30 protein-coding genes and 1 pseudogene are annotated in these 25005 nt (G+C 68.5%); 27 read left to right on the forward strand and 4 right to left on the reverse strand.

Annotated features, from left to right (window positions below; all coding sequences use genetic code 11):
* Positions 1 to 18: 18 nt before the first annotated feature.
* Both BLW76_RS45725 and BLW76_RS45730 read right to left on the reverse strand, forming a co-directional pair.
* Entirely contained in the window at positions 19 to 912 is an 894-nt protein-coding gene (locus BLW76_RS45725) for an IS982 family transposase (RefSeq protein ID WP_091304781.1), read from the reverse strand.
* 62 nt (positions 913 to 974) lie between these two features.
* Positions 975 to 1568: a C39 family peptidase gene (locus BLW76_RS45730; RefSeq protein WP_091318752.1), complete on the reverse strand. Its 594-nt coding sequence runs from the start codon at positions 1566 to 1568 to the stop codon at positions 975 to 977.
* A 218-nt stretch (positions 1569 to 1786) separates the two neighbouring features.
* Here BLW76_RS45730 and BLW76_RS45735 point away from each other — a divergent pair, with 218 nt between their 5' ends.
* Together BLW76_RS45735 and BLW76_RS45740 are read left to right on the forward strand one after the other, a co-directional pair.
* Entirely contained in the window at positions 1787 to 2380 is a 594-nt protein-coding gene (locus tag BLW76_RS45735) for an RNA polymerase sigma factor (RefSeq protein ID WP_091318753.1), read from the forward strand.
* Complete coding sequence (locus tag BLW76_RS45740) at positions 2373 to 3458, forward strand: CU044_5270 family protein (protein ID WP_091318755.1); 1086 nt, start codon at positions 2373 to 2375, stop codon at positions 3456 to 3458. The genes BLW76_RS45735 and BLW76_RS45740 overlap by 8 nt, the downstream gene beginning before the upstream one ends.
* A gap of 204 nt (positions 3459 to 3662) precedes the next feature.
* Here the strand turns inward: BLW76_RS45740 and radA are convergent, their stop codons facing one another.
* Together radA and BLW76_RS45750 are read right to left on the reverse strand one after the other, a co-directional pair.
* Positions 3663 to 5021 (reverse strand): DNA repair protein RadA, encoded by a 1359-nt coding sequence (gene radA / locus BLW76_RS45745; protein WP_091318757.1) that lies wholly within the window; start codon positions 5019 to 5021, stop codon positions 3663 to 3665.
* A gap of 185 nt (positions 5022 to 5206) precedes the next feature.
* Positions 5207 to 5899, reverse strand: a complete 693-nt coding sequence (locus BLW76_RS45750) for a copper chaperone PCu(A)C (RefSeq protein ID WP_091318758.1) — start codon at positions 5897 to 5899, stop codon at positions 5207 to 5209.
* Positions 5900 to 6185: 286 nt separating this feature from the next.
* Here BLW76_RS45750 and BLW76_RS45755 point away from each other — a divergent pair, with 286 nt between their 5' ends.
* The 25 genes and pseudogenes from BLW76_RS45755 to BLW76_RS45870 all read left to right on the forward strand — a co-directional run bounded on the left by BLW76_RS45755 (position 6186) and on the right by BLW76_RS45870 (position 24997).
* Positions 6186 to 6677 carry a CarD family transcriptional regulator gene (locus BLW76_RS45755; protein WP_004559016.1) on the forward strand — a complete coding sequence of 164 codons (492 nt, stop codon included), beginning with the start codon at positions 6186 to 6188 and terminating at the stop codon, positions 6675 to 6677.
* A 58-nt stretch (positions 6678 to 6735) separates the two neighbouring features.
* Positions 6736 to 7362 carry an IspD/TarI family cytidylyltransferase gene (locus tag BLW76_RS45760; protein ID WP_091318760.1) on the forward strand — a complete coding sequence of 209 codons (627 nt, stop codon included), beginning with the start codon at positions 6736 to 6738 and terminating at the stop codon, positions 7360 to 7362.
* Positions 7359 to 7826 carry a 2-C-methyl-D-erythritol 2,4-cyclodiphosphate synthase gene (ispF, locus tag BLW76_RS45765; RefSeq protein ID WP_091318762.1) on the forward strand — a complete coding sequence of 156 codons (468 nt, stop codon included), beginning with the start codon at positions 7359 to 7361 and terminating at the stop codon, positions 7824 to 7826. Before BLW76_RS45760 ends, ispF begins: the two co-directional genes overlap by 4 nt.
* Before the next feature lie 170 nt (positions 7827 to 7996).
* Complete coding sequence (locus tag BLW76_RS45770) at positions 7997 to 8392, forward strand: PPOX class F420-dependent oxidoreductase (protein ID WP_091318763.1); 396 nt, start codon at positions 7997 to 7999, stop codon at positions 8390 to 8392.
* Between the two features lie 9 nt (positions 8393 to 8401).
* Positions 8402 to 8797 carry a PPOX class F420-dependent oxidoreductase gene (locus BLW76_RS45775; protein ID WP_091318765.1) on the forward strand — a complete coding sequence of 132 codons (396 nt, stop codon included), beginning with the start codon at positions 8402 to 8404 and terminating at the stop codon, positions 8795 to 8797.
* Positions 8798 to 8854: 57 nt separating this feature from the next.
* Positions 8855 to 9541: an HAD family hydrolase gene (locus tag BLW76_RS45780; protein ID WP_091318766.1), complete on the forward strand. Its 687-nt coding sequence runs from the start codon at positions 8855 to 8857 to the stop codon at positions 9539 to 9541.
* A gap of 43 nt (positions 9542 to 9584) precedes the next feature.
* Complete coding sequence (gene cysS / locus BLW76_RS45785) at positions 9585 to 10973, forward strand: cysteine--tRNA ligase (protein WP_091318768.1); 1389 nt, start codon at positions 9585 to 9587, stop codon at positions 10971 to 10973.
* Positions 10974 to 11003: 30 nt separating this feature from the next.
* Positions 11004 to 11960, forward strand: coding sequence for a 23S rRNA (guanosine(2251)-2'-O)-methyltransferase RlmB (gene rlmB, locus BLW76_RS45790; protein WP_091318770.1), 957 nt, complete (start codon positions 11004 to 11006; stop codon positions 11958 to 11960).
* Between the two features lie 52 nt (positions 11961 to 12012).
* A complete protein-coding gene (locus tag BLW76_RS45795) occupies positions 12013 to 13446 on the forward strand; it encodes an MBOAT family O-acyltransferase (protein WP_091318772.1) in 1434 nt (477 codons plus the stop codon).
* Between the two features lie 738 nt (positions 13447 to 14184).
* Positions 14185 to 14871, forward strand: a complete 687-nt coding sequence (locus tag BLW76_RS45800; protein WP_143060806.1) for a hypothetical protein — start codon at positions 14185 to 14187, stop codon at positions 14869 to 14871.
* Between the two features lie 43 nt (positions 14872 to 14914).
* Positions 14915 to 15082: pseudogene (locus BLW76_RS50895) on the forward strand (helix-turn-helix domain-containing protein); the annotation flags it as partial.
* A gap of 75 nt (positions 15083 to 15157) precedes the next feature.
* The gene (locus BLW76_RS45805) at positions 15158 to 16021 is read left to right on the forward strand and encodes an ImmA/IrrE family metallo-endopeptidase (RefSeq protein ID WP_244170633.1); all 864 of its coding nucleotides are present in this window, start codon (positions 15158 to 15160) and stop codon (positions 16019 to 16021) included.
* Positions 16022 to 16048: 27 nt separating this feature from the next.
* Positions 16049 to 17284, forward strand: coding sequence for a helix-turn-helix domain-containing protein (locus tag BLW76_RS45810; protein WP_091318777.1), 1236 nt, complete (start codon positions 16049 to 16051; stop codon positions 17282 to 17284).
* A gap of 4 nt (positions 17285 to 17288) precedes the next feature.
* Positions 17289 to 17846 (forward strand): flavoprotein, encoded by a 558-nt coding sequence (locus BLW76_RS45815; RefSeq protein ID WP_091318778.1) that lies wholly within the window; start codon positions 17289 to 17291, stop codon positions 17844 to 17846.
* Positions 17847 to 17948: 102 nt separating this feature from the next.
* Complete coding sequence (locus BLW76_RS45820) at positions 17949 to 18221, forward strand: hypothetical protein (RefSeq protein WP_034286343.1); 273 nt, start codon at positions 17949 to 17951, stop codon at positions 18219 to 18221.
* Between the two features lie 36 nt (positions 18222 to 18257).
* Complete coding sequence (locus BLW76_RS45825; protein ID WP_091318780.1) at positions 18258 to 18710, forward strand: hypothetical protein; 453 nt, start codon at positions 18258 to 18260, stop codon at positions 18708 to 18710.
* Positions 18711 to 18956: 246 nt separating this feature from the next.
* Positions 18957 to 19223: a hypothetical protein gene (locus tag BLW76_RS45830; protein WP_091318782.1), complete on the forward strand. Its 267-nt coding sequence runs from the start codon at positions 18957 to 18959 to the stop codon at positions 19221 to 19223.
* A complete protein-coding gene (locus BLW76_RS45835; RefSeq protein WP_091318784.1) occupies positions 19204 to 19455 on the forward strand; it encodes an AMED_5909 family protein in 252 nt (83 codons plus the stop codon). Before BLW76_RS45830 ends, BLW76_RS45835 begins: the two co-directional genes overlap by 20 nt.
* Before the next feature lie 334 nt (positions 19456 to 19789).
* Positions 19790 to 21343, forward strand: a complete 1554-nt coding sequence (locus BLW76_RS45840; protein WP_091318786.1) for an FtsK/SpoIIIE domain-containing protein — start codon at positions 19790 to 19792, stop codon at positions 21341 to 21343.
* Complete coding sequence (locus BLW76_RS45845; RefSeq protein WP_091318788.1) at positions 21340 to 21726, forward strand: hypothetical protein; 387 nt, start codon at positions 21340 to 21342, stop codon at positions 21724 to 21726. Before BLW76_RS45840 ends, BLW76_RS45845 begins: the two co-directional genes overlap by 4 nt.
* Entirely contained in the window at positions 21726 to 23330 is a 1605-nt protein-coding gene (locus tag BLW76_RS45850; protein WP_091318790.1) for a replication initiator, read from the forward strand. The genes BLW76_RS45845 and BLW76_RS45850 overlap by 1 nt, the downstream gene beginning before the upstream one ends.
* A gap of 12 nt (positions 23331 to 23342) precedes the next feature.
* The gene (locus tag BLW76_RS45855) at positions 23343 to 23534 is read left to right on the forward strand and encodes a helix-turn-helix transcriptional regulator (RefSeq protein WP_091318792.1); all 192 of its coding nucleotides are present in this window, start codon (positions 23343 to 23345) and stop codon (positions 23532 to 23534) included.
* Positions 23534 to 23773 carry a hypothetical protein gene (locus BLW76_RS45860; RefSeq protein ID WP_208613508.1) on the forward strand — a complete coding sequence of 80 codons (240 nt, stop codon included), beginning with the start codon at positions 23534 to 23536 and terminating at the stop codon, positions 23771 to 23773. The genes BLW76_RS45855 and BLW76_RS45860 overlap by 1 nt, the downstream gene beginning before the upstream one ends.
* 64 nt (positions 23774 to 23837) lie before the next feature.
* The gene (locus BLW76_RS45865) at positions 23838 to 24119 is read left to right on the forward strand and encodes a transposase (protein ID WP_091316954.1); all 282 of its coding nucleotides are present in this window, start codon (positions 23838 to 23840) and stop codon (positions 24117 to 24119) included.
* 17 nt (positions 24120 to 24136) lie between these two features.
* Positions 24137 to 24997: an IS3 family transposase gene (locus BLW76_RS45870; protein ID WP_244170719.1), complete on the forward strand. Its 861-nt coding sequence runs from the start codon at positions 24137 to 24139 to the stop codon at positions 24995 to 24997.
* Positions 24998 to 25005: the final 8 nt, after the last annotated feature.

Below are 25005 nucleotides of genomic sequence, written 5' to 3' on the forward strand. Positions count from 1 at the left end.
GAGTAATGCGTAACTCGGTCAGTGGTCGTAGGCGGTCAGTGATCGGGTGATGGGTTGGCCGGTGGCGCGGTTGTGCCAGATGGCGGCGGTGAGGGCCAGGAGGCGTTGGGCGATGCGGACTCCGACGCCTTCGATGGTGCGTCCACCGTGCTGTTCCAGGTTCAGCTGGCCCTTGAGGGTGTCGTTGACCGACTCGATGAGCTGGCGGATGGACTTGAGCAGCGGCTCACCGGGATGCGGCTTGCGGTTGCGGTAGGACGGCCGGATCAGCCGGACCCCGCGCTCGGCCAGGAAGCGGTCCAGTTCCGCGGAGACGTAGCCCTTGTCGGCGATGATCAGCAGCCCCGGACGTTCGGTGAGCAGGTGGGGTTCGTGGTCGCAGATGGCCATGAGCACCTGCCGCTCGTCGACCTTCGGGTCGGCCAGCGCCCAGGCGATGGGGAGTCCGGCCGGGGTGCAGACCAGATGCAGCCGCAGTCCCCAGAACCAGCGCGAGTGGGAGCGGCAGAAGCCATACTTTGCCCAGCCGGCCAGCTCCGAACGCTGGACCGTGGGTCGGGAGCGACCGCATTCGACCGGGGTGGAGTCCACGATCCAGGTGGTGTCGGTCCACAGGTCGGTGTCCGCCGCCAGCCAGCGCATGACCTGCTTGACCAGCGGCAACGCGGCACGCAGCCGACGGTTGTAGCCGGACTGGCCAGGCAGATAGCGGAACGCGCCGGGCATCCGGGCGGGCAGGAACCGCAGCCAGCGGGCCTCGGAGGTGAACCCCAGCAACGCCTGGGCCACGGCCAAGGTCACCAGCTCCGCGTCGGTCAGCTTCGGCGGCCTGCCCACCCGCCGCCTGCCGGCGAGGTGGTCGTCGATCTTGACGTAGAGTGCGGTGAGAAGGGTGTTCAGGTCTGTCGTCACAAACCGATCTTGAACACCCTTCGCCCATCTCCAGCCACCACCCAGACTTACGCATTACTCGTCTAGGCGGCGTAGCCCTTGGGCGGGATCAGCGTCGCGAGCTGGTCGAACGTCAGCCAGTAGATCTGGTTGCCGCCGAAGTTCGCCGGGTCGGCGATCTTGACCGTCATGTCGGAGCTGTCGTAGCCGATGACCGTGAAGTAGTGGTAGATCGTGTAGTTCGGGTAGCCCGGCGGGTGGTTGTTCGCGGGCGCGACGATGTTGGCGACGATCGGGTAGCCGTTGTTGATGTCCAAGACGATGTCGCGCCAGAGCAGATCGCGCTGGGCCTGGGTGGGCGGGTCGTTCGGCATCTCCTTGGTCTCGTACCAGGAGGTGCCGAGGTCGGCGTTCAGGACGCCGGTGACCTGCCCGATCCAGTCGGTGCCGTTGGTGGTGGTGCCGAGCTGGGCCGCCAGCGTGGCCTGGCTGGGCAGGTTCGACGTCCGCGCGGACATGGCGATCCGCGTGGCGGCCGGCCCGCACCAGTAGCCGGTCTCCTGGACCTGGTACTGGATGCTGAGCACGGCTTCGGCGGTGGCTTGCGCCACGGCGGGCAGGGCGACGAGCCCCGTGGTGGCGACGAGCGTGACGAAGGCCAGGCGGAATCTGCGCATGACAATCCTTCCCCAGTTGTGGTGCTGGTTGGACAGCGCCTCACCTGGGATGATCTCGGCAGCGCTCGCCGGTTGTCGCTCACCCGGCCCCGAATGGATCACTACGAACGTAGGTTTTCGAGGGGGCTCCGGGTGGCGGAGCCCCCGGCCCGGGGCGAAGCCCCGGCATGGCACTGTTCGGCCGTGAACGCTCGCGGACGCTGCGGGCAACTGGGGGCATGCAGGTGATCCACGAGGGCTCCGAGCTCTGGGGGCACGACCGCCCGGACCTGGGCGGACCCGAGCCCGGGCCGGCGTTCGGGCGGCTGTTCGACGCCCACGCCGCGCAGTTGCGGCGGTACCTGGCCCGGCGGGTCGGCGCCGAACCGGCGGACGACCTCGTCGCCGAGACGTTCCTGGTCGCGCTGCGCCGGCGTGAGTCCTACCGGCCCGAGCTGGGCACCGCCCGGTCGTGGCTCTACGGCATCGCCACCAACCTGCTGCGCCACCACGTGCGGTCGGAGCTGCGCGGGCTGCAGGCCACGGCACGGCTGGCGCGGACCGGCGAAGCCAGCCACGTCGGCCACGACGGGCGGGTCGCCGAGCGGGTCGACGCCCAGGTGCGCGCGGCCCAGCTGGCCGGCGCGCTGGCCCGGCTCAGCCCGGCCGACCGGGACACGCTGCTGCTCGTGTCGTGGGCCGGGCTCGAACCGGCCGAGGTCGCCGAGGCCCTCGGCATCCCGCCGGGTACCGTCCGGTCCCGGCTGCACCGGATCAGACGCTGGCTCAGGACGAACGCCCCGACCCCCGAGGAGGTGCAGGACCTTGCGTGAAGACAACGTCCGGAAGATCTGGTCCGAAGCCGAGCTCGACGCGGCGCTCGAGGACCTGAACAGCGACGTCGACGCCGGCGGCTCGCTCGCCTTCGCCCGCGCGTCCCTGCTCGCGGCGGCCGGCGTCGAGGAAGCACCACCCGCCGGGCCGCGGCGCAGCGGGGCGTGGCGGTGGCTGGCGGTGGCCGCGGCCGTCGTCACGCTGGTCGGCGGGCTCGGCGTCGCCGCCGCCTTGTGGTCGCCGGGTGCGCCGGACTCACCGGAGACGGTGCAGCCCGCGGCGCTCGCGGACCTCGACCGCCCGCTCGCACCGGGCGAGTTCCACTACGTGCAGAAGCTGGCGTGGCTGCCCCAGTTCGTGTTCGGGCGGCGCGCGGAGCTCCAGCAGAAGACCGAGCTGTGGATCCCGGCCGACCCCAAGGGTGTCTGGCACCGGCGCACGGCGTGGACGGGCACAGTCCGCGGCCTGAGCCCGGACCTGCAGCAGAACCTCAAGATCAACCTGACGCCCCAGGACGAAGAGGGCGCGGGCGGGCTGTTCCCCGAACGGCAGTACCTGAACTGGCTGACCCCCGACGCGGCGTTCCTCGCCTCGCTCGGCACCGACCGGAAGGTGCTGGCCCAGCGGCTGGTCTCGGACACGCTCGACGCCAAGGAACCTCCCAACGGCCGGACGCGCACGTCGGCGGAGGCGCTCGTCATGGTCCAGGGCGTGCTGGAAACCGGCGTGCTCCCCCAGGACGTCCGGACGGCGCTGCTCGACGCACTGGCGACCATCCCCGGCATCTTCAACTACGTCGCGCCCCACGGGACACCGCCGGACCAGCGGCCGGCCACGGTCTACGCGGCCAAGGACACCGGCCAGCGGCTGTTCGTCGACCCGACGACGGCGCGGTTGCTGGCCGCGGACAGCACGCAGGACGCGGTGATCCGGCACAGCGACGGGATGCCGCTCAGCACGCCGATGACGCCGCCGTACCCGGTGAGCGTGCAGAACACGACAAAGCCGCTGGACCCGACCCGCCCCGACGCCCCGGACGCGACGTACTCCTACGCGATCACGCAGACCGCGGGGTGATCGGCGCGTGGCCGGCCGGGGTTCTGCGGGTGTGGCCGGCCACGCATCCCCGGCGGGCGGCTCGCCCGGGGTCGGTGAGCGCGACCCGGGCCAGACCAGCCACGCGGCGGCTCACGGCCCGCGTGGTCAGCCACGCACCCGGCGGACAACTCGCCCGGCGAGCCAGACCAGCCACCCCGTGGCTCACCCCCACCCGCAGCGTGATCAGCGGGCGTGGCCTGCCGCGTTGAGGGCGTCCGCGACGTTCGCCACCTCCAGTACCCGGATTCCCGCCGGTGGCTTGCCCGAGTCCGGTGGCACCAGCGCGTGCGTGAAGCCCAGCCGGGCCGCCTCCGCCAACCTGCGGCCCACGCTCGGCACGCGCCGGATCTCGCCCGCCAGGCCAACCTCGCCCACCGACACGAGCCGCGGCGACAATGCCACGTCTTCGAACGATGACGTCAGGGCCAGCACCAGGGCCAGGTCTATGCCCGGCTCGGTGATCTTCATGCCGCCGACCGTGGCCGCGTAGACGTCCTTGTCGCCGAGTTTCAGCCCGCCGCGCTTCTCCAGCACCGCCAGCACCATCGCCACCCGGGCGGAGTCGAGGCCGCTGACCGCGCGGCGCGGCTGGGGTGCCGCCGTCGACGAGACCAGGGCCTGGACCTCGCCCAGCAGCGGGCGCTTGCCCTCCAGGGAGACCGTGATCGCCGTGCCGGACACCGGCTCGGCCGTGCGGCTCATGAACAGCCCCGACGGGTCCGGGACCCCGACGATGCCCTCTTCCTGCAGCTCGAAGCAGCCGATCTCGTCGGCCGCGCCGAACCGGTTCTTGATGCCGCGGACCATCCGCAAGGTCGAGTGCTTGTCGCCCTCGAACTGCAGCACCACGTCCACCAGGTGCTCCAGCACGCGCGGGCCGGCCACGGACCCGTCCTTCGTGACGTGCCCCACCAGCACCACCGGCAGCCCGCGCTCCTTGGCCAGCGCGACCAGCCCGGACGTCACCGCGCGGACCTGCGTCACGCCGCCGGGTGAGCCGTCGACCTGCGGGGACGCCATGGTCTGCACCGAGTCGACGATCAGCACCCCCGGCTTGACGTCGTCGACGTGCCCGAGGATCGCCGAAAGGTCGCTCTCGGCGGCCAGGTACATCCGGTCGTGGACGTTGCCCGTTCGCTCAGCGCGCAACCGGACCTGCCCGGCGGACTCCTCGCCCGTGACGTACAGGGACCGGTCGGCCGTCTTCGCCCACTGGTAGGCGACTTCGAGCAGCAGGGTCGACTTGCCGACGCCCGGCTCACCCGCGAGCAGCACCACCGCGCCCGGCACCAGGCCGCCGCCCAGCACGCGGTCGAGCTCGGAGACGCCGGTGCGCCGGGCTCGCGCCGCTTCGACGTCGACCTCGGCGATCGGGCGCGCGGGTGCGCTCGGCGCCCCGGCCGCGACGCGCTGGATGGCGGGCCTGGCCGGTGCGCCGCGCTCCTCGAAGGAGCCCCATTCCTGGCACTCCGGACACCGGCCCAGCCACTTGGCCGCTTCGTACCCGCAGCTTCCGCAGCGGTAGGTGGTCCCCTTCTTCACCCCGCGAGGCTATCGGCGACCACCGACAAAACCAGGGACGCCCGGCCCGACCGCCCGCCGGAGCGGGGTGCGCTCGCCGGACGGACCGAGGGGCGCCGATGCAGTGAATGACTCATTCATGACGTCTGAGGTCATGAATGAGTCATTCAGTGCGTTCGAAACCCGCGACGGCGACGGGTAGCCGGCTACTCCGTGACGTGCGCCGGCGCCGCGACGGGCAGGTCGACGGTCACCGGTCCGGCGTTCTGGAAGACGAACGTGACCTTGATGACCTGACCCGGCCAGAGCGGCTGCTTCAGCGCGGGCAGCGTCACGGTGGCCTGGCCGACCTTCTCCGGCGCCGTCGGCGTCGCGGCCGGGCCGGACGACGGGACCTCGGAAGTGGGCGACGCGGTCAGGTTGTTGCCCGGGCTGTTGGTCGCCGAGCTGCTGGAGGTCGGCGTGCCCGAGGACGTCGGCGCGGCCGGCGACGAGGTCGGGGCCGAGGACGTGGCCTGCGCCTCGTTCGTGGACTCGACGGCGTCGTCCGGGCCGATCACCAGCGAGTGCATGGCGACGATGGTCTTGGACCCGTCGATGGTCGCCTGGCCGCCGTCTTCGGTGGTCACCGAGACGAGCGAGTCGTCCTGGGTGCCCCGGTTCACGATCGTCAGGGTCAGCGCCGGGGTCGCGCCGGCGGCGTAGCCAGGGCCCGACTTCGGGTACTGGACCGCGGCGTTGCGCAGGTCGATGGTCTTGACCTGGGCGTGCGTGCCGTTGACCGCGGGCTGCTGCGAGTCGGTCTGGGTGATCTGGCCGGCCCCGCACCCGGCGAGCACGAGCGCGGCACCGAGCGCCAGCACGCCCGCGCCGAGCACGCGACGATTCTGCAGCCTCACGTCGCAGTCCTTCCCTTTTCACGGCCTCGTCACCGCGAAGACTAGCCGGGGTCGATCTCCCGCGCGGAACCGGTGTGCGTTGCCGGGGCGCCACGACCAAGATCAACCGTCCACAAAGGAATTCCCGGCCTGTGACGAAACGCTTCCCCGCTACCTGCGTGAGCACGGGGGTCCGACGTTTGTCAACCCCCGCCCAGGCCGCTGACCTGCGAGGACGAGTCCGGCCCGCTAGGTGGGCGCTGGCGGCCCGTGCTAGGATGGAGTCAGCGAAAGGGGCAGAGGACACATGGTTTTCAAGGTCGGAGAGACCGTCGTCTACCCGCACCACGGTGCCGCACTCATCGAAGCCATCGAGACCCGTGTGATCAAGGGCGAGGAAAAGAAGTACCTCGTCCTCAAGGTCGCGCAAGGGGATCTCACGGTTCGCGTGCCCGCAGACAACGCCGAAATCGTCGGCGTTCGCGATGTCGTCGGGCAAGAAGGACTGGACAAGGTCTTCGACGTTCTGCGTGCTCCGCACACCGAAGAGCCCACCAACTGGTCTCGTCGGTACAAGGCCAACCTCGAGAAGCTCGCCTCCGGCGATGTGAACAAGGTGGCCGAAGTGGTGCGCGACCTCTGGCGGCGAGAGAAGGACCGCGGACTTTCAGCCGGCGAGAAGCGCATGCTGGCGAAGGCGCGGCAAATTCTGGTCAGCGAGCTCGCGCTCGCGGAGGGCACCGACGAGGACAAGGCTGAGGTCCTCCTCGACGAAGTTCTGGAAACCGCGACGGTCTAGTCAACGCCCGGGGCATCCCGCTCGACGGGCGAGTGGGTGCCTCTACGATCGCGTACCGATGAACGTCGTCGCGATCGTGACCGTCGCACATCATGCCTCCGACGGAGAGTCAGCTCTCACGCCGGTCCATGGTGAGGCGCTACTCACGCACACCGTGCGGGGGCTGCTCGACGTACCGGAGATCGATCTGGTGCTCGTGGTGGCCCCCCAGCGGTGTGCGTCGTCGTATTCCGAAGCCGTTCGAGGCCTCGGCTGCCGGGTCGTCCCCGGCCCGCTCCGGCAGGCCTTCGCCGCCGTCGAGCCGGAACTTTCCCGTGACTCAGTTGTACTCCTCCACGACGCCCTGCGTGCCTTCATCCCTGCGCAAACAGTGCGTGACGTCATCGCCGCGGTCCGTGACGGCGCTCCGGTGGTCGTCCCGGTGCTGCCGATGGCCGACACGGTGAAGCTGACCGACGCCGCGTCCCGGGTCGTCGGCACGGAGGACAGGACGCGGTTGCGCACCCTCCAGACACCGGTCGGCTACACGCTCGGCGCGTTCCTCGAGGCCGATCTCACGGCGGCGGTGCCCGCCGGCGCGGCGACCGTCCCCGGCCACGCCGACGCGATGCGCGTCACGACCGATTTCGAACTGTCACTGGCCGAGGCGATCGCGGCGGCACCGAAGAACGAGGAGGCGCTGTGAGGATCGGCAACGGCGTGGACGTCCACCCGGTCGAAGCGGGCCGCGAGTGCTGGATGGCGGGCCTGCTGTGGCCGGAGGCGGACGGTTGTGCCGGCCACTCGGACGGCGACGTCGCCGCGCACGCCCTGTGCGACGCCCTGCTGTCGGCGGCGGGCCTCGGCGACCTGGGCGCGGTGTTCGGCACCGGCGACCCGCGGATGGACGGCGCGCACGGCGCCGACATGCTGGTCGAGGTCCGCGGCCTGATCGAGGCGGCGGGCTGGCGGGTGGGGAACGCCACGGTCCAGGTCGTCGGCAACGCGCCGCGGATCGGGAAGCGCCGGGAGGAGGCGCAGGAGGTCCTCTCGAAGGCGGTCGGCGGCCCGGTGAGCGTCTCCGGGACGACGTCCGACGGCCTGGGCCTGACCGGCCGCGGCGAGGGCATCGCGGCCTTCGCGACGGCGCTGCTGCTCGCCGCGGAATAGGCCCGCGGTCCCAATCCCCAAGCGCCCCAATGTGGCGTTGGTTGCGTCCAGCGCACCCAATGTGGCGTTCGGTGCGTTGGACGCACCGAACGCCACATTGGGGCGCATCGGGGACGCCCGCAGAGGATTCGCCGCGGAATAGGCCCGCGCCGGCCCGGGTTCGGCGTGATATGTCCCTCACTCTCCCGGACGCCGTCCGCGCGCTGGTCGACGGCAGGAACTTCGCCACGGTCGCCACCCTCGACCCCGATGGCGGCCCGCAGACCTCCGTCGTCTGGGTCGGCCTCGACGACGGCGACCTCGTCTTCAGCGCGACCGAGGACCGCCGGAAGGTCCGCAACCTGCGCCGCGACCCCCGGATCAGCGTCTCGATCACCGACGCGGAGAACCCGTACCGGCACACGCAGCTGCGCGGCACGGTGACGATCACCCCGGACCCGGGCAAGACCCTGCCCGCGAAGCTCAGCCACAAGTACCTCGGCCAGGACCCGCCGTCCGAAAGCGCCGACGTCCAGCGGGTGGTCGTGCGCCTGAAAACCGAAAAAATCGCCGGCAACGTGAAATAGGGTCCGATCATGGGTGTGACTTTCAACGAAGCCACGAAGGCGCTCTTCGACGGCAAGAACTTCCCGGTGCTCGCCACCATCAACGCCGACGGCTCGGTCCAGACCTCCGTCGTCTGGGCCAAGCGGGACGGGGACGCCGTCCTCTTCGCGACCGTCCAGGGGCGTCTCAAGGAGCGGAACATGCGGCGCGACCCGCGGGTCTCGCTGTCCGTCTTCGACCTCGACGACCCGCTCAAGTACGTCGAGGTCCGCGGCCGCGCCGAGATCACCGAGGAAGGCGGCCGCGAGCTGATCAACGAGCTCTCGCACAAGTACGACGGCAAGGACTTCCGCACCGAGCCGCCGGAGGTCGTGCGCGTGGTGGTCCGCGTCGTCCCGGACAAGGTCACCGGGTACGCCGCCTGACGTGACGCAGGTCGCGGGCGCCGCCCGGGTGCCCGCGACGTCGCTAGGCTGAACGCCATGACGATCAGGGCGGTGTTGTTCGACTTCTCCGGCACGCTGTTCCGGCTCGAGCAGGACGAGTCCTGGCTCACCGAGCTGACGAACCACGACGGCGATCCGCTCGACGTCGAGGCGCAGGCCGAGCTGATGCGCCGGATGACCGCCCCGGTCGGGCAGGTCGTCGACCTGGACGCCGAGCACCTGCACGCCTGGCACCACCGCGACCGCGACCCGGAGCTGCACCGGAAGGTGTACCTCGAGGTGCTCAAGAAGTCGGGCGTCCCGCACGCCGAACAGGCGAAGGCGCTCTACGACCGGCTCATCGATCCCAGCCAGTGGACGCCGTACCCGGACACCGAAGCCGCGCTGAAGGCGGCCGCCGAGCGCGGGCTCAAGGTGGGCGTGCTGAGCAACATCGCCTTCGACATCCGGCCGGCGTTCACCGCCCGCGGGTGGGACGCCTACGTCGACGAGTTCGTGCTGTCCTTCGAGGTCGGCGCGGTGAAGCCGGAGCTGGAGATCTTCCGCAAGGCCGTCGGCGCGCTCGGCGTCCCGGCCACCGAGACGCTGATGGTCGGCGACAGCGAGGAGGCCGACGGCGGCGCCCGCGCCCTGGGCTGCGAGTTCGCGCTGGTCGACCCGCTGCCCACGGCCGACCGGCCGGACGCCCTGCTCACGGCGTTGCGCGGCTTCGGCGCGGCGTGAGGGCCTGCGACGTCGCTCACGCCCGACCCCGTACCCTTCGAGGGTGACCCTTCACCTTTTCGACACGGCGACCCGGAGCGTACGGGAGTTCCACCCCGTCCGTAGCGGAACGGCGTCGATCTACGTGTGTGGGGCCACCGTGCAGGGCGTTCCGCACATCGGGCACATCCGCGGCGCCCTGAACTACGACGTCCTGCGCCGCTGGCTGGTCCACAAAGGACTGGACGTGCTGCTGGTCCGCAACGTCACGGACATCGACGACAAGATCCTCACCAAGGCCGCCGACGCCGGCCGGCCGTGGTGGGAGTGGGCGGCGACGCACGAGCGCGCCTTCGAGCAGGCGTACGACCAGCTCGGCTGCCTGCCGCCGTCGATCAACCCGCGCGCGACCGGGCACGTCACCCAGATGGTCGAGCTGATGCAGCGCCTGATCGACCAGGGGCACGCGTACGCGACCGAAGGCGACGTCTACTTCTCGGTGAAGTCCTTCGACGGCTACGGCGAGCTGTCCCGGCAGGGCCTCGACGACGTCCAGCAGGGCGAGACGCCGACCCGCGGCAAGCAGGACCCGCGCGACTTCACCCTGTGGAAGAGCGCGAAGCCGGGCGAGCCGTCGTGGCCGACGCCGTGGGGCCCCGGCCGGCCGGGCTGGCACCTCGAGTGCTCGGCGATGGCCACGACGTACCTGGGCCGCGAGTTCGACATCCACGGCGGCGGGATCGACCTGATCTTCCCGCACCACGAAAACGAGCGTGCCCAGTCGAACGCCGTCGGCGACCCGTTCGCCCGCTACTGGCTGCACAACGCCTGGGTGACCATGGCCGGCGAAAAGATGGCCAAGTCGCTGGGCAACACCGTGTCGATCCCGGCGATGCTGGAGCGGTACCGCGCGCCCGAGCTGCGCTACTACCTGGTCCAGCCGCACTACCGGTCGAACGTCGAGTACTCCGACGGCGCGGTCTCCGAGGCCGCGCAGGGCTACCGGCGGATCGAGACGTTCCTGCGCCGCGCCGCGCAGTCGGGGGAAGTCACGCTCGGCACCCTCCCGGACGGGTTCGTCAACGCGCTCGACGACGACCTCGCCACCCCGCAGGCGTTCGCCGTGGTGCACAACACGGTGCGGGACGGTAACGCCGCCCTCGACGCGGGCGACACCTCCAAGGCACTCGAATTCGCCGCGGCCGTCCGCGCGATGACCGACGTGCTCGGCCTCGACCCGCTGTCCGCGCGCTGGTCCGAGGGTGGCAGGTCTAAAACGGTCACGAAAGAGGCACTGGATCGGCTCGTCGCGAGGCTACTGCGCGAACGTCAGGAGGCTAGGGCCGCGAAGGATTTCGGCCGCGCGGACAATTTCCGTGACTTCCTGCAAAACGCAGGCGTCGTTATTAAGGACACCGCCCAGGGCCCTCAGTGGCACGTCGAGTCCGACTGACCTCCGCAACAACGCAAGGAAACTTTCACCATGGCAGGCAACTCGCGGCGCCAGGGCGCGATCCGCAAGACGGGCACCAAGAAGGGTGCCGTCGTCGGCTCGGGCGGTCAGCGCCGCAAGGCCCTCGAAGGCAAGGGCCCGACCCCGAAGGCGGAGGACCGCCCCGGGCACAAGGCCTACCGCCAGGCGAACGCCCAGACCAAGCGCGACCAGGCCCGGCAGAAGAAGGCCGACAAGCCGGAGCTGATCGCCGGGCGCAACCCGGTGGTCGAGGCGCTGCGCGCGGACGTCCCGGGCACCGCGCTGTACGTCGCGCTGAACATCGACATCGACGAGCGCGTCAACGAGGCCGTCCGGCTGGCCGGCGACAAGGGCATCTCGATCCTGGAGATCCCGCGCGAGGAGCTGGACCGCAAGACCAACCGGGCCATGCACCAGGGCCTCGGCCTGCAGGTCCCGCCGTTCGAGTACGCCCACCCGGACGACCTGATGGCGGTGGCCCGCAACTCGGGGCAGACGCCGCTGTTCGTCGCGCTCGACGGCGTCACCGACCCCCGCAACCTGGGCGCGGTGATCCGCTCGGCGGCCGCGTTCGGCGCGCAGGGCGTGCTGCTGCCGGAGCGGCGCAGCGCGGGCATGACGGCGGTGGCGTGGCGCACGAGCGCGGGCACGGCGGCGAAGCTGCCGATCGCGGTGGCGACGAACCTCACGCGGCAGCTCAAGGCGTGGGCGAACGAGGGCCTGATGCTGGTGGGCCTGGACGCCGACGGCTCGGTGGACATCGACGAGCTCGACCTGGCCGCCGAACCGCTGGTGATCGTGCTGGGCTCGGAGGGCCGCGGCCTGTCCCGCCTGGTTCGCGAGACGTGCGACGCGACGGTGTCGATCCCGATGGCCGCGGGCGTGGAGTCCCTCAACGCCTCGGTCGCGGCGGGGGTGCTGCTCGCGGAGGTGGCGAGGCGCCGCCGTGCCGCCGGGCGGGTCTGACACCGCCACTCGGTCGGGTTAAGGTCACCGTCGGATAAACCGAGGGGACCCGATGTCGTTCGTTTCGCCGCTCTTCCTGTGGTACTTCATGCCGGCGGTGCTCATCGCCGTGCTGGTGTGCCCGCGGAGCTGGCGAAACGGCATCATCGCGGTCGGCAGCCTGCTGTTCTACACGATCGGCGCGGGCGGGTTCGTCTTCCTGCTGCTCGGCTGCATGGTGGTCAACTTCCTGGCCGGCCCCCTGCTGGCCCCGAGCCCCTGGGACGTCCACGGGCTGCGGCGCCGCCGGATCCTCATCGCGGTGGTGTCACTCGACGTCGCGGTGCTGCTGGTCTGGAAGTACGCGGGGTTCGCGACGCAGCAGATCGCGGCGGTGGCCCACTGGTTCGGCGGCAGCGTGCCGGTGGCGAGCCTGGTGGTGCCGATCGGCATCTCGTTCTACACGTTCCACCACATCTCGTACGTGGTCGACATCTACCGCGGCGAGCGCCAGGCCCTGCGCAACCCGGTGGCGTTCGCGGCGTACATCGCGATGTTCCCCCAGCTGGTGGCGGGCCCGATCGTGCGGTACCGCGAGATCGCGGACCAGCTCCCCCAGCTGCGGTCGCACCGCCTGGACGACATCGCGGCGGGCTTCCCGCGGTTCGCACTGGGCCTGTGCAAGAAGACGATCATCGCCGACTCCCTGGGCCCGCTGGTCGACGCGTGCTTCAAGGTCCCCTCGGACCAGATGACGTTCGCGACGGCCTGGGTCGGCGCGATCGCGTACACGCTCCAGCTGTTCTTCGACTTCTCGGGCTACTCGGACATGGCGATCGGCCTGGGCCGCATGCTGGGCTTCAGGTTGCCGGAGAACTTCGCACGGCCGTATTCGGCGGTGACGATCACGGAGTTCTGGCGCCGCTGGCACATGTCGCTCTCCCGCTGGTTCCGCGACTACGTGTACATCCCCCTGGGCGGCAACCGCCACGGAGCGGCTCGCACCTATCGCAACCTGTGCATCGTGTTCGTGCTGACGGGCTTCTGGCACGGCGCCCAGTGGACGTTCCTGGTGTGGGGCTGCTACCACGGGGCACTGCTCGTGATCGAGCGCCGGTTCGCACTGGACATGGACCCGGCAACCCCGTGGAAGCGCTATCTCCGCCGCGCCCTGACGATGCTGCTGGTGGTGATCGGCTGGGTGTTCTTCCGCTCCCCGGACCTCGGCCACGCCCTGTCGATGCTGGGCCACATGCTGATCCCGGACTTCGACGGCCTCGGCGCGGGAGTGGAGCAGGCGTTCACCAACCAGCGCCTGGTCCTGCTGCTGGCGGCGATGGCGGTGTTCGTGTTGCCGGCCCACCCGGTGACGGGACCGCTGCTGGAGTCGAGCCGAAGCCGCCCGGCCACGGCGTTGCGCATCGGCGTGATGACGGTCGGGCTGCTGTACGCGGCGATCCTGATCGCGACCGGAACGTTCAGCCCCTTCCTGTACTACCAGTTCTAGCGGCCGCTCCTGGACGGGTGGCACTGCGGTAGCTTGAAGTGCCTTCTACCTGCGGTTTTACGTCTCGCGAGTTCTCCGCACTTCTCGCCGCTGCCCGTCGTCAGACGGCCTGGAGACGGCCCGAGTAGGCCTCGACCACTCGTCCCCCATCGTCCCGATAAGCAGCCATCCTCAGCGGCCGTCGCGCCGGGTCAAGGCACGCTTCCCAGCCTTGACGCGGCGCGACGGCCGTTGGACGATCCGGCGCTCGGGTCGGTGCGGCCGTTGGACGATCCGGCGCTCGGGTCGGTGCGGCCGTTGGACGATCCGGCGCTCGGGTCGGTGCGGCCGTTGGACGATCCGGCGCTCGGGTCGGTGCGGCCGTTGGACGATCCGGCGCTCGGGTCGGTGGGGGCTGGTGACGGACGTCGAGTAGTCGGCCATCTGCCCGAGCTGGCCTCTTGGAGCTGAGGTAGACCTCTCGGCGGCGCGCTGTGCCCGGCTGCGCTCGGCGGGCCGGCCCGCGACCGGCGGCCGGAGCGGAGCGGCAGGCCGTCCGTGTCGCACAGGGCCGGAGCACGCCAACGCAAGGTGACCAGCGCGCCGCCGCCGGCGGCGCGCCTTGATCCCATAGAGCCAAGTTCGGCAGCTCACCAGGACGACACCCCCGGCACGTCACATGACAACCGACTCGCAGTGTGCTTCACTTCTACTTCCAGAACCTCAGATGAGGCGGCAAAACTAGAACCTGGAGGCAGGGTGACCCAAGCAGTGCCACCAACCGGGGGCGGCCCGTTCGGCGAGCTCACTTCGATGGGCATCGAACCTGAGACCCTGGCGGAGGCGATCGGCGCAGGCAGCCTCGAACGAAAGAAGGCCCGGATCGGCCACTGCGCCAAGAACGCACCCGGCTTCTACGCCTGGAATGGCACGCTCACGAGCCTTAGCCAGAACATGCCCAACGACGCGGACTGGAAGAGGCTTGATCCATCCAATCTTCCAGTCCTCATAAGCGCCGAACACAAGATTGTCTTTACAGTCTCCAGCGGCGATGCACTAACGGGCCAGCGCGTATACGGCCAGTTTCCCACCACAAAGAATCCAAAAGGCCGGCTGACAAACTGCCTGCAGCGGCGGAACGCCAACATCGGCATCGACGACCTATTCGACAACAGCCTCGACAGGATCGAGTCACCCGCAGAAAGACGCCTCATGGACTTCTTGAAGTCCACCGAGGACTTCAAGTACTGGATCCTCTTAGTCTTCACTGATGCGAAGCGAAATGAGATCAGGTACGAGGTTTCGGAACCTCGCAACAGCGACGCAAACGGTCGCCCAGCCGGCTGGAGCAGGCGCCTCATCTGTCCGCCCTACCCCATCGAGGAACAGTTCGGTGACGAGGATCCCAACGAGGGGTTCGGCGGAGCTTACGACGTTTCGATATAGTCATCAGGTCCGCAGATGAGTATCGACACTTGGAACGAACCGGATGTTCACACCGTCTCGACTGACGCTGGCTCGCAAGCGGCGAGGCAAGACCCTTGTAGACGTCGCCGCACGGATCGGAGTAACAGCTCAGAGTCTTTCGAACATCGAGAGAGGCGTACAAGAACCTTCGCTCGCAACCCTCCGAGCACTGTCCTCGGAGCTTCGCTTTCCGCTTTCGTTCTTCTCCCGAAGCGACATTGAATTACTTGACTCTAGTCAAGTAAGCTTTCGCGCACGGACCAGGATGACCGCAAAGGCGCGAGAGGCATCCCTAAGTTCCGGCGTAATTGCTGAAGAGTTTTACGAATGGCTGGAGTCTCGCTACAAAACACCTGACGTCCAACTTCCCGTAATCGACCCTCCGGCAGATCCAGAAGCATCCGCCGAGCACGTTAGAGGCGCATGGAGTCTCGGAGACACGGCTCCGATCGTCAACATGATTCACCTTCTTGAGGCTCACGGAGTGGCGGTCTTCTCTTTGCCTCCTGAATACGCAGAGGTCGACGCTTTTTCATTTTGGCGCGGATCACGTCCGTTCGTCATGTTGAATACGCTGAAGACCGCAGAAAGGAGTCGATTCGACGCCGCACACGAACTTGGACACCTGGTCATGCACGGAGCTAACGGATGCGGGGCCGGAGGACGCTCACTAGAGAAGGAAGCCAACGAGTTCGCTTCCGCATTTTTGATTCCAAAGGCCGGCCTCAAGCAGTCCACACCCAAGAACCTAACCACGGATAGGATCATCTCCTACAAGAAAAAGTGGAAGGTTTCAGCAATGGCGATGGCATATCGCCTGCACCAAACCGGCTATCTAACCGACTGGATTCATCGCAGGATGATTGTCGAACTGGGAAGACTGGGATTCGGCAAGTCCGAACCAGAGGGCATCAGCCGCGAATCATCTCTACTCCTTAGTAAGATCTCCGAATCCCTTCGCTCTCGCGGATCTGGAATCATTCATGCAGCGCGAGATTTGAATATTCACCCTTCCGACCTAAATGAGATCATTTTTGGAATTGGCGTTGTTTCATCGAACGAGTCGGAGGTAAGTAAGAGTTCCTCCACCGGCGACGATCGCAAACTTCGACTAATTCACTCAAAGTAGTCTTCGTAGTTCTGTTAACCTGACCTTATGCGTGGTGCGGGTGACCAGCTCAGCATCGGTGAGCGGATCGCGTTCTACCGGCGGCGGCGCGGGCTGTCGCAGGCGGTTCTTGCTGACCTGGTGGGCCGTACCGAGGACTGGTTGAGCAAGATCGAGCGCGGCGAGCGGGACATCCGCAGGCTCGACGTACTGGCCGACCTCGCGCGAGCGCTGCGAGTGACGCTGGGTGACCTGCTTGGCGAACCCGTGCTGATGGAAGAGCAGGACAAGCACGACGACGTCCCGGCGATCCGGGACGCGCTTATGGCTCCCCGCCGACTGTCGCGGACGCTGTTCTCCTCAGCCATGTCGCCCGAGTACATCGACCCTCAGCCAGTTCGGCAACTGGTGGAAGGTGCCTGGTCCAGCTACCAGAAGGGCGACCTCGGGCGCGTCGTCACCGCGCTGCCTGGGCTGATCAAGACCACGCAGGCGATGGAGGCGGCCTCGGCCGACGACGCTGGGTATAAGCGGGCCTGCGCGGCCATCTCGGCGCGCGTACACCACCTGGCCGCAACCACGCTAAGCAAGATCGGCGAAGCTGACCTCGCCTGGATCGCAGCCGAACGCGCCATGCAGGCAGCGGACGACTCCGACGACCCCCTGGTCCTGGCCTCGGCCGCCCGCTCCGGCACGCACGCGCTTCTGGCTGTGGGCCGGTTCGACGACGCGCTTGAGCTGGGCGACGTCGCGGCGAAGTGGTTGCTGCCCAGGATGGCTGAGGGCGATCCGGCCGCGCTGAGCCTGTACGGCATGCTCTACCTCCGCACGGCTGTCGCAGCGGCGCGACACCAGGACCGGACCACGGCGAACGACTTCCTCGGACACGCGAAAACTGCCGCTGACCAGCTGGGCGCGGACGCGAACTACTGGCAGACCGGGTTCGGGCCAGCCAACGTGGAGCTGCACCGGCTGTCGGCCGCCCTGGACCTCGGCGATGTCAGCCAGGTGATCGAGACTGCCCCTCGCGTCAACGTGGACCACCTGCCGGTGGAACGCCAGGTCACGCACCTGATCGACTTCGCCCGCGCGTTGAGCCTGCTCGCGAAGGACGACGACGCGCTTCAAGTCCTCCTACAGGCGGAGCAGAAGTCGCCGACCATCGTCCGGCACAACACGATGGTTCGGGAGGTCGTGCGGTCCATGTACCGGCGTGCCCCGGCGACGGCTGGTAAGTCCTCGGCGTTGCTCGCGCTGGCTGAGCGCTGCGGCGCGGTGAGGTAGTCGGATGTCTCGTGTTCTTGGGCTGGTCGCCTCCGGGGCCGGCGGGGTCGAAGACCTGCTTCCGCGCCTGATCAAGCCTGCCCAGGAAGCGGGCTGGACGGTCACGGTCACCTTGACGCCCACCGCCGGGCGCTGGCTGGCCGAGACCGGGCAGCTTGACGAGATCGAGCAGGCCACTGGCTACCCGGTGCGGGTCGAGCCCCGGTCGCCGTCGCAGAAGAGCCCACACCCGGCCCCGAGCTGCTACCTGGTCGCGCCGGCCTCGGCGAACTTCGTCGCGAAGATGTCCCTCGGCATCGCCGACAATCAGGCGTTGACGCAGGTCAACGAGGCGATCGGGACGCTGAACCTGCCGGTGATCGTGTTCCCGCGCGTCAACGCGGCCCACGCGCGTCAGCCGTCCTGGACCATGCACATCGAGAACCTGCGGCGCGTCGGCGTGGACCTGCTCTACGGTGACGACGTCTGGCCGCTGCACGAACCGCGGTCCGCTCCTGGCCGGGATCTGCCCTGGTCAGCCATGCTGGACGCGATCGAGAAGGCCGTTCCGGCCGACCGCTGAACCCACCCGGACAGTTTGTCCGGGTGATCTCTCCCACCCGGGTGTCTCCTGATCACAGCGCGCCCAATCGGACGCGCGATAGCCGAGACATCTGGAGAGCACATGGGCATTCACGTGGTGATTCAGCCCCTCGTCGGATACGGCGCTGCAGTCGTATCGCCTTCCCCGGGAGTCCGCCAACTGGTGGCCGGGGGCGATGAAACCGCGATCATGATCCAGGTACCAGCTCGGATCGGCGGCCTGATGGACACCGCGCGGTTCGCGCGGAGCCTCGCCGTGGCCGCGAACGAGTTCGGCGAGTGGTGCGAGACGCAGAACCGCACCCGCACCTACTCCTCTCCTCTCGGCGACCAGTGGTCGGAAGAGCGCGACTGAGCGCGAAGAAACCCATACCAGTAAAGGGAATTCAGCATGGCTATCGACAAGGGACACCGGTTCGGCATTGACTTCGACGACGCGTTTCCGCAGGGCTTGGTGATGGTGGGCGAAGTGTCGCCCGATAAGGAGTACCAGTCGCGGGAAGACCGGGCCGCCAATCGCCCGGTGCGACAGCGGGTCGACGAGGTGACCGGTAAGCGGCAGTGGAAGGTCATGGTCACCGACCCAGCCGAGACGCGCGCCAAGCGGGCCTCGTTCGAGATCACCCTTCTCGCCGACGTGCAGCCGGTCCCGACCACGTCGGAGGCGCTGCCGGGGATGCGGCCGATCGAACTGGACGGCCTGACCGCCGAACCGCGCGTGGCCGGGCAGGGCGAGTTCAAGTACCAGTCCTACGTCTTCCGCGCGACCGGCTTCAAGCAGGCCACCAGCAACGCGAAGACGTCCCGGTCCGGCGGCACCGGTGAGACGCCGAAGGCAGCGTGACAGCGATGGGCTTCCGCGAGCAGGTCGAGGCGTGGGAGCAGGCGTATCGGGACTACATGGCCGCGTGGGAGCACGGCCGCGCAGTCCTCTCGCCGGTGAATGCGACGAACACGGCGAACGCTGCTCGGCGGGTGTCGCGGGCGTGGCACGAGCTGGCGCAGTCGCGCGGGTTGCCGTGGTGGTGTGTGGCGGCGCTGGAGTCGGCGGCCGAGGGGTTCGCCGACCTGGCCCGGGAATGGGAATCGCATGACGGCAATGTGGGACGGGCTGGGGCTGCGCTGGACAGTCGGGGCGGGTACCGAGGTGACGGTGGAGGAGACCGGGACGGGCGCGTCGCATCCGCCGGTCCTGGTGCTGGCCGGTGGGCTGTGCGTGGTGACGCTGGTGCCGCCGGAGGACCAGACCGCCTGGACGGGGTGCGCGGTGTTCCTTCGCCGGCTCCGCGACCACGCCGAGGACCTGGCAGCGTTGCTGGAAGCCCGCGCGGAGAGGCGTGACCGTGCGCAGGGGTGAGCCGAAGACGCTGTGGGACGCCCACGAGGTCGTGATGGACCGACGGCCGCCGAACGACGCGAACCCGTCGGTGTGGCTGGCGTTCCGCCTCGGCAACGCACGGCTCTATAAGGCCGTCGCGGACGTCGACCGGGGTCATCACCACGAGGCGTTGTACTGGGCCGGATATGAGGAGCGGAAGGCGGGTGAGATCTCGGCGGGACTTCAGGCGGAAGGGATGCCCGCTGATTAGTCGCATGTAGACGACGGAAAAGTCAATAGTACTAGCGAAAACGCACGTGATGACGTGTGGCGATGAAGCACGTCCTGTTGCGGGTGCGTGTGATCCGTTAAGGCGCAGAAGCGGTGCCTGGCTACCAACCTTGCCGCTCCTGCGCTGTCCACAACCAGCGGAAGTGAACAATGACAACGCTAAACGATGACAACGGGCGAGCGTCAACGGGGGTCACCCGAACGCGCTGCGCCTCCTGCAAACGCTTCGCCAAACTGCTTCCCGGCGAGACCAAGTGCGCTCCCTGTTTGGGAATGCTGCCGCTGGATCTTCGGGTGAAGCGGGGTGGTCGGTGATGTCTCCCGGTTTCGCGATAGTGGGCTTGGCCGGGCTGGGGCTCGGCGTGTGGGTGCTGCACAAGGTCGGCCGCGCCCTGGCGTCCGTGGTCGAAGGTCTGGCTGCGGCGACCGTGGTGTTCGTGGCCCTGTGGTGGCTGTGCAAGGCCGTGGTGTGGATGCTCGCGCAGGTCGTGACCCGGTGGCGGACCAGCCTGACCGTGATCGCGTTCTACGCCTGGTGCGAACTGCTCGGATGGCTCTCCCTCGCGCTGACGCTGAGCGGTGTCGCGGCGGTTCTGGTTACGTGGTGGGCGATCGACGCTGTCTCGTTCGATCAGTGGTGCTGGCGGTTCCTGCGCTCGTGGTGGGCGCGGTGGGCGGTCTACGGCCGGAAGCTGCCGGAGTGGCTGCATGCCTGTGGCTTGTCGGTGCGGGACGAGGCGCTGCCGGTGGTGGTGAACGTGAACCTCGTCGGCCGTCGGCGCGCGCTCTCCCGCTCGACCTCGACTCGCTCCGGCACCCGACAGCCCGAGGTGCTCGGCGTGCGGTCGGGTGCCTCGTGGGATGAGGTCCAGGTGGAACTGGTGGCCGGGCAGAAGCCGGAAGACTTCGACGAGGCGGCCCGGGCGCTGGCCGTCGCGCGGAAGGTCGCTCGCTGCCAGGTCCGCGAGCTGGCACCGAACGTGGTGTCCATCGATTTCCAGCGGCGTGACCTCCTCGCGGGAGGTGTGGCCGGCCCGCAGGTTCCGGACGGTGTCGACTCGACCGGTGTGGACCTGCGCCACGTCTGGGCCGGGCGGACCGAGTACGGGCGTGACTGGCGCGTTCCGCTGCTCGGCTCCGGTGCGCACTGCCTGACTGCCGGTGCCTCGGGTGCGGGCAAGAACTCGGTGATGTGGTGCCCACTCGTGGCGGCGGCCTCGGCGATCCGGGCCGGGGTGGTGCGCATGTCTGGGATCGACCCCAAGGGCATGGAACTCGCCTACGGGCGCGGAATCTTCTCCCGCTACGCCGTCGGCGGCAAGGATGCAGTCGAGCTGCTTGACGGCCTGGTGGAGGAGATGGAATCCCGCAAGCGCGCGTTCGCCGGTCGGCTGCGCACGATCCCGGTCTCGACGGAGTATCCGTTGGAGCTGCTGGAGTTCGACGAGATCGGCGCGCTGACCAAGTACACGGATCGCAAGACGCGTGAGGCCATCGGGGAACGCGTCGCGCTCCTGACCACTCAAGGTCGAGCACTGGGCATCTCAGTCCGTGGCTACGTCCAGGAGCCCACCAAAGACACCGTCCCGGTCCGGGAGCTGTTCACCCGACGCGTGTGCCTGCGCGTGACCTCCAAGACGCACGTCGGGATGGTCCTCGGGGACGGCGCGTACGAACGCGGAGCGTGGGCCAACCGCATTGGCGACTCGGAGGCCGGTGTCGGCTACGTCTGGGGTGAAGGCATCCGCGAACCGCTGCGCATCCGCGCCGGGTGGGTCTCCGACCGCACCGTGAAGGCGCTGGAGGCGTACGTGACCAACGGGGGTGTCGCGGATCTGCGACACGGCGGTGAGGGGGTGGCCGCGTGAACCGTCTGATGATCTTCCTCGACGCCATCCGCGATCACCTCGACTCCTACCAGCTGCCGCCGGTCGCCTCGGTTGACGTCAACGCCTGGTCCAGCCCGATAACTGTTCAGCTCGACGTGGACGGGCTGCCGGAGGTGTCGCGGGCGCTGCTGGTGTGGAGCCAGACGCTCGAGGACGTCTCGGCCCGGCTGTGGCGGCTGTGTGACGGCAAGTGGGTGCACCTGTCGATCAGCGGACGAACACCCTGCGGCATCCCGGTCCTGGTGTTCGGCGTGGTCCGGTTCGAGCCGAGCACGTTCCCCGACCTCCCGGCAGGGGCGAAGCAGGACATGCCGGTCTACCTGCTGCGCGGCTGGTCGACGCCCGGGGAGGTGGCAGCCTGATGACCGAAACCCGCGCTGAACGGATGCGGACACCGCTGGCTGCCGACGTGATCCGGGCGACGGCGGAGAAGCACGGCGTCTGCGTCCGCCCGTTCACGATGGAGGTCGGCGACACCGAGACCGGCGAACTCCGCTACGTCCCGGTCCCGTGTGGCTCCACCGTCGAATCGGTCTGCCTACCGTGTGCCAGGAAGGCGAAAGCGATCCGGCAAGCCCAGTGCCGTGAAGGCTGGCACCTGACCGAAGAACCCGTCCTCACCGCCGAGCCACCGTCGGAGGATCACAAGGAGCTGCTGACCTACCGGGCTGATCTGGTCGCGGCGTACCGGGAGGTGGTCGAGCACGACCAAGCAGAGGCCGAGGAACTGCGGGAAGAGGTCGCCGGGGTCGACGCGGAACTTCGGCAACTCGGCATGCGCGGCCGCCTGCCCGCCCTCCACGTCCCGACCAAGCGGGCGGTGAAGCGCTCGACCCGTCGTCGGCAGGACGCGCCGAACCTGCCCCGGCGGAAGGTCGCCAAGACCACCGTGGGCCAGGAGTACGCGGGGAAGTTCCGGCCATCCATGTTCGTGACCCTGACCTGCGACACCTACGGCCCGGTCCGTGATGGAGCACCTCTCGACCCGTCCCGGTACGACTACCGGCGGGCTGCCCGGGATGCGGTGCACTTCTCCGCCCTAGTGGATCGGTGGTGGCAGAACCTGCGCCGGGTTGTTGGCTGGGACGCGCAGTACTTCGCGACCGTCGAGCCGCAGAAGCGGACCGCTCCCCACCTGCATGCGGCAATCCGCGGTGCCATCCCACACGACGTCATCCGCCAGGTCACCGAAGCCACCTACCACCAGGTCTGGTGGCCGTCACACGACCAGATCGTCTACACGGAGCGGCTGCCGGTCTGGGACCCGGACACTCGCGCATTCCTGGACCCGGACAGCCGGCGACCGCTGACCAGCTGGGACGACGCCGTGGAAGAGGTCGAGGACCCCGCCCATGTGGTGACCTTCGGGCGGCAAGTGCACTCCAAGGGCATCCTCGGCGGCACCGAAGAGGCCGGCCGCCACATCGGCTACCTCACGAAGTACCTCACCAAGTCCACCGGGGAAGTGGTCGAGGCAGACACCGCGCGGCTACGGGATCACCACGACCGGCTGCACGCCGAACTGTCGGTCACCCCGTGCTCGCCTCGCTGCGCGGTCTGGCTGCTCTACGGGATCCAACCCAAGGGCGCGGGCAGCAAGACCACCCCCGGGCACTGCAAGGGACGCGCTCACCGCCGGACCACGCTCGGACTGCCGGGGCGGCGGGTGCTGGTGTCGCGCAAATGGTCGGGCAAGACCCTCGACGACCACAAAGCCGACCGGAAAGCCTTCGTGGCGCAGGCGTTGGCCGCGATCGGGATCGAGAAACCGCAACCGGACCCGGCCCGGCTGGTCTGGCGCAAGGTCGAACCGGGAGACCCACAGGTCCCGCCCCGGCCACACCTGGTCATGCGCGCGATCGCGGAGCGGATCACGTGGAAGGCCGAGTACGACCGGGCGCTACTCGCTGCCGCCGGACCACCAGGGGACGGTCCGGAAACTTCGGCAACTCAGCTCGCTGCTTAACCAGGGGGAACCATGAACAACTTCGAAGGCACTGACCAGCTCTGGTCGGTTGAGGACGTCGCTGCCTATCTCCGCGTGCCGGTGAAGACCCTCTACCAGTGGAAGTGGCGGGGCGAGGGGCCGCCGGTGAGCAAGGTTGGCCGGCACCTGCGGTACGACTCCGCGTCGGTCCGGGCCTGGGTAGCCGGGCTGGAGGCTGCCTGATGGGACACGTCCAGGACCGCTGGTACCGGCCAAAGAAGGACGATCACGGCCAGGTGGTGCTCAACGGGCGCGGCAAGCCGGTGCTTGAGAAGACCGACCTCTACGGCGTCGGGATGCGCTATCGGGTGCGGTACGTCGACCCGACCGGCGCTGAGCGGAGCAAAGCCTTTGCGGACAAGCAGAAGCGCGCGGCCGACGACTTCCTGACCAAGGTCGAACACGACATGAATCAGGGGTGAAGTGCTCCGATGTTTCCGGACACGTCTTCCAAGTAGACTGCTGGAGGATCCGGAGGAGTGTTTCATGGTCAGGAGACAGCGAAGGTATTCGCCGGAGTTGAAGGCGGAGGTCGTCAAGGCGGTCCTCGAGGGCGGGTCAAGTTTCAGTGAGGCGGCCCGGGATTTCGACCTGGTCCCGCAGACGGTGCATAACTGGGTGACCGCGGAGAAAAAGAGGAGAGACGCGGCCCGGCCGGCCGGGGCCGGGGGCCGGGAAGCTGAACTGGAACGGCGTGTCCAGGAGCTGGAACAGGAAAACGCGTTCCTGAAAAAAGCGGCGGCCTTCTTCGCGAAGGAACAACGGTAGCGCGACGCTACGCGTGTATCGCGGCGGAGAAGGCCCATTTCGATGTCACCTGGATGTGCCGGTTGCTCGGCGTGTCCCGTTCGGGGTTCTATGACTGGGAGCGCCGGGTGGTGTCGGCGCAAGCGCGGCGCCGGGAAATGCTGACGGCGCAGATTCGGGCGGTGTTCGACTCTTCGCATCGCACCTACGGGTATCGGCGGGTGCATGCGGAACTGCAGCGCAGTGGCGTGCGGGTGGACGACGAGCTGGTGCGGCGCCTGATGCGCACCGCCGGCCTGCTTCCGGTGCAGGTCAAGCCCTGGCGGGGGCTGACCGTAGCCGGCCGCGCCGCAGGCACGATCCCGGACCTGCTCGGGCGGGACTTCACCGCGCCGGCGCCGGGGGCGAAGATGGTCGGTGACATCACGCAGGTCAACACCGGCGAAGGCCCGCTGTTCCTCGCGACAGTGATCGACTGCTATTCGAAAACCATTCTGGGATGGAGTGTGGACAAGCGCTACGACACCGGCCTGGTATCCGCGGCCATGACAATGGCCGCCGACCGTATCCCGTTGCCCGAGGGGGCGATATTCCACTCCGACCGCGGCAGCCAATACACCTCCTACGCGTTCTCTCGCCTGCTGGGTCAGGAAAATATCCGGCAATCGGTCGGGCGGACCGGGATCTGTTACGACAACGCCATGGCCGAATCCTTCTTCGGAAAACTCAAAGCAGAATGGATACACCACCGCACCTTTGCCACCCGGACCGAAGCCCGCCGCGAGATCATCAAGTTCATCGAAGGCTTCTACAACACACGCCGGCTACATTCAGCACTCGAATACCGGCCACCACGCGAAGTACTCGACGAATGGTTCACCCAACACCAAGCAGCATGATATAGTCT

The sequence above is a fragment of the Amycolatopsis tolypomycina genome, from assembly GCF_900105945.1.
GTDB lineage: Bacteria > Actinomycetota > Actinomycetes > Mycobacteriales > Pseudonocardiaceae > Amycolatopsis > Amycolatopsis tolypomycina.